Below are 3,739 nucleotides of genomic sequence, written 5' to 3' on the forward strand. Positions count from 1 at the left end.
TCGTGTGACTTTACAGTATGATTGTAGACCCTCTGTGATCCATATCCATTCTAGACGATCGCCGGGTTGAAGGCGCATGGCATGGACTATCACTTGTGGAATTGAAGATGACAGCGTGCGCCCATCGGGCCTGTCCCTGACTTTGGAACGTGGAAAAGAATGCCTAGTCATGTACTACATAAAATTGGGATGTATTACAGACATGACATACATTGAGCAATTTGCACTATATTTTATCGACAATGGTGCAATAAGATAACTTTATTGCTGTGTTTTCTTTCTTGATATATTGTTATTGCAGTCCATGAACCTGCGAGAGCTGTCAAGCCCGGAGGCGATCCCTGAAGCGAATTCTACCTTGCCGCTTCGCGCGCCTTGTCTGCTTCCTTGGCGGCTTTCATGGCCTGCTTTGCCGCCTTGCGCTCGGCGCCCTGAGCCTTTTTGGCCGCATCCCTCGCTTTTTCAGCTTCTTTCCTTGCCTCTTCGGCTTGTTTTTTTAGCCTCTTGCCCTCTTCTGTCCTTTGCGCGGACGTCCTTTCCAGCCACTCTACCTTTTCTTCGGCCTTCTTGGCTGCCCGCAACGCCCTTTCCGCATCGGTGAGTGCCATGTCAGAGGGCCTTTCCGAGTCATAGTCTTTTTCGTCCACGACATGGGATTCGATATATTCTGACACCCTGTCCATGGTGCTTCTTATGCTGCTTACATAATCCGAGGCTTCTGTCAGCCTCTTGTTGTCAAGCGCGGTCTCTAGGCCACTTGAGTATATCTTTACGTCGTTGATGGCAGATTTGACGCTTTCCTTGAGCATGTCGTCTCTGACTATTTTTTGTGCATTATTGATATAACCTTTGTCGAGTTTCGTTTTCATAGTATCAGCTTCTGGATTCAGGATGTCTGAGCGGCCTGGCGCCTGCCCGCATATTTTTCGCAGGTGATGCGGAAAATTTCATAATCAGGTGGAATTATGTATATTTTACGCATTAGCAGATAAATATTCACATATGAACAGTATAAAACGCTTGGTAAAAGTAAAAAATTTTTGATAGCGCGAACGCGCCCTTTTTACCAAACGTTATGGCTTGCAGCCCGGTAATAGGGGTATGTCGCACATAACGGGGGATGGGTTGCTGGTGTCGTATGAGGAGAGATCCGCGTACACGTCAGAAGAACCGGCAAGGAGCACGATAGACGCAGTGTGCGCAGAGCAAGGCCTGAGTTTCAGCGCCATGGCGCCCGTGCAGAGGTTCTTCCTGACGCACTATCGGTGCTCATTTTGCAAGATGCTGCCGCTGGGCCGGCTGGACCTGTCGCACCCTACAAGGGCGCGCTGCGGCAAGTGCGGCCAGCTGGTCACTTTCAGCGGGGCGGGCAAGTACGGCAAGATGAGGAAAAAGATAGCCCTGACGATGTGGGCGTCAAAGAGGGAGAAATATGGCGTTTCGTAGCAGCGTTGACGCCTTCATGTATGCGGTGCATGAAAGCGCAACCTGCATGGATCTGAAAGTGGCGTACAACGTCGGGTTCATGCGCAACGGGATAAGGCACTGCAACGTGCAACTCTCGTACTGCGGCGGGGGCTATAGCATTGACGCCTACGACGGGGAGGCGGAGGAGCTGTTCAGGGCGGTAAAAGAGTATCTGGCCACCCCGCACATCCCGGCGATCATGCCAAGAATATAATACACGCCTTTCATGTATTACCACGCTTGGCCGGCTTTTGCCTGCGCGTAAAGGAGGAACAGGAGCGGCAGCTCCATGTCCGGCGCGAGCTTTACGTCGGCATACGCCGGGACTGGGCGCGGGGGACAAAGATATTGTTTGTGAAAAAGACTCTGCCCGGCGACGTCGCCATCGGGTCCGGCACGCTCGGCCGCATAGTCGAGCTTGCGCAAATGGGTGAGGACGAAAAAAGACTCTGCCTTGAAAACAACTGGTACGGCAAGCTGGCCTTTTTGACGATTGCAAGGTTCACGGTGCCGGTCAGCGAGACCGCGCTTGCGGGCCAGCCGCCGGCGCTCTTGCACGGCCTTGCCGCCGACGTCACTGCGGTCGAGGCCCTTGCGCGCGGCAGGCTCGTCACCTGAGAGCGTCGATTAATTTATTACGGCCGGAGCGCGACTATGCGCGATGTCCTTCAGGATAGACAAGGATTCTCTCGGGGAAGTCAAGGTCCCCTCTGGCGCTTATTACGGCGCATTTTCCGCCCGCGCAAAGGAGCAGTACAGGGTGACGGGCCAGCCTGCCCACGCCAACCTTGTCATGGCCTTTGTGATGATCAAGCGGTCTGCCGCATTGGCAAACAAGGAGCTGAAGGCGCTGGACGCGCAAAAAGCAGATGCAATAGTAAAGGCATGCGACGAGATCCTCGCCGGCAAGCTGCACGACCAGTTCGTGGTGGAGGCCATCAATTCCGGCGCCGGCACTGCCTTTAACATGAACACCAACGAAGTCATCGCCAACAGGGCGCTAGAGGTCCTTGGCAAGAAAAAGGGCGATTACGAGACCGTCAGCCCAAACGACCACGTCAACATGTCCCAGTCGTCAAACGACACTTTTCCAACCGCTATGCACGTCGCAATACTGCTCAACATGGAGGCGACCGACGCCGCAATCACAATTCTGGTAAAGTCCCTTCGCAAAAAGGCGCATGAATTCAAGGATGCGATAAAGATAGGCAGGACGCACGTCATGGACGCCATCCCGGTGACCCTTGGCGCCGAGTTTGAAGAGTACGCCTATTCGATAGAGCGGGCGCAAAAAAAGATGCGCGAGGCGATGGGCGGCCTGCGCGAGGTCGGCCTCGGGGGCACGGCCGTCGGGACGGGTGCCAACGCGCCAAGGGGCTACCGCGCCCTTGCGATAAAGCGCCTGTCAGAGGTGTCGAAACTGAAACTGGAGCCGTCAGAGAACATGTTTTATTCATTGCAGAGCAAGTTCGACGTCGCCATCTGCTCGTCGGCACTGCGCAACCTCGCAATCGAGCTGACCAAGATGGCAAACGACATACGCCTGATGGCGTCCGGCCCCACTGCCGGCCTGGCCGAAGTGCTGATACCTGCGGTGCACGCGGGGTCGTCGATAATGCCGGGCAAGGTCAACCCGTCGCTCGCAGAGTGCCTCAACATGGTCTGCTTTAACGTCATGGGCAACGACGTGTCAGTCGCGATGGCCGCGCAGGCCGGCCAGTTTGAGCTCAACGTCATGCTGCCGGGGATGCTAAAGTGCGTGCTCGACTCGACTGACATGCTAAAGAATTTCCTGCCGATATTTGCTGCAAACATGGTAGACGGGCTCAGGGCAAACAAGGACCGGCTAGAATCGTACGTCGAAAAGAGCCCTGTGCTGGTCACACTCCTGAACCCGTACATCGGCTACCTGAAGGCTGCCGAGATCTATAAAGAGTCGCTAAAGACGGGCAAGAGCATCAGGGAGCTGGTGCTCGAGAAAAAGCTGATGACAAAGGCAGAGCTTGACAAGGCGCTGTCAAAGGATAGCATCCTGGGCTCCGGCTAGGTCTGGAGAAAATCTTAAACCCTGCTCTGCCGACCAGGATCCGGATGAAGATAAAATCCCTGACCCCGGTAGTGGCGACCCAAAAGCTGGCAGAATCTAGAGAGTTCTACGCAAAGCTCGGCTTTCATGCCATCTTTGAAAATGACTGGTACATCCAGATGCGATCAGGCGGCAGCCCGCCCGTGGAGGTGGCGTTTGTCCTGCCCGACTACGAGACGCAGCCGC

Annotated in this window: 5 protein-coding genes and 1 pseudogene; 5 read left to right on the plus strand and 1 reads right to left on the minus strand. The window is 54.8% G+C overall.

Annotated features, from left to right (window positions below):
• Window positions 1-353: 353 nt before the first annotated feature.
• Window positions 354-809 carry a hypothetical protein gene (locus tag ACREAY_RS10480; protein WP_431755718.1) on the minus strand — a complete coding sequence of 152 codons (456 nt, stop codon included), beginning with the start codon at window positions 807-809 and terminating at the stop codon, window positions 354-356.
• A gap of 292 nt (window positions 810-1,101) precedes the next feature.
• Here ACREAY_RS10480 and ACREAY_RS10485 point away from each other — a divergent pair, with 292 nt between their 5' ends.
• The 5 genes and pseudogenes from ACREAY_RS10485 to ACREAY_RS10505 all read left to right on the plus strand — a co-directional run.
• Window positions 1,102-1,446: a hypothetical protein gene (locus ACREAY_RS10485; RefSeq protein ID WP_431755719.1), complete on the plus strand. Its 345-nt coding sequence runs from the start codon at window positions 1,102-1,104 to the stop codon at window positions 1,444-1,446.
• On the plus strand, window positions 1,433-1,681 hold the full coding sequence (locus ACREAY_RS10490; RefSeq protein WP_431755720.1) for a hypothetical protein: 249 nt from the start codon (window positions 1,433-1,435) through the stop codon (window positions 1,679-1,681). Before ACREAY_RS10485 ends, ACREAY_RS10490 begins: the two co-directional genes overlap by 14 nt.
• Window positions 1,682-1,707: 26 nt before the next feature.
• Entirely contained in the window at window positions 1,708-2,085 is a 378-nt protein-coding gene (locus tag ACREAY_RS10495) for a hypothetical protein (protein WP_431755721.1), read from the plus strand.
• A gap of 43 nt (window positions 2,086-2,128) precedes the next feature.
• Window positions 2,129-3,514, plus strand: a complete 1,386-nt coding sequence (locus tag ACREAY_RS10500; protein WP_431755722.1) for an aspartate ammonia-lyase — start codon at window positions 2,129-2,131, stop codon at window positions 3,512-3,514.
• A 44-nt stretch (window positions 3,515-3,558) separates the two neighbouring features.
• A pseudogene (locus tag ACREAY_RS10505) lies at window positions 3,559-3,739 on the plus strand (VOC family protein); the annotation flags it as partial.

Source organism: Nitrososphaera sp. (assembly GCF_050748925.1).
In the GTDB taxonomy this organism is placed as follows: Archaea; Thermoproteota; Nitrososphaeria; order Nitrososphaerales; family Nitrososphaeraceae; genus Nitrososphaera.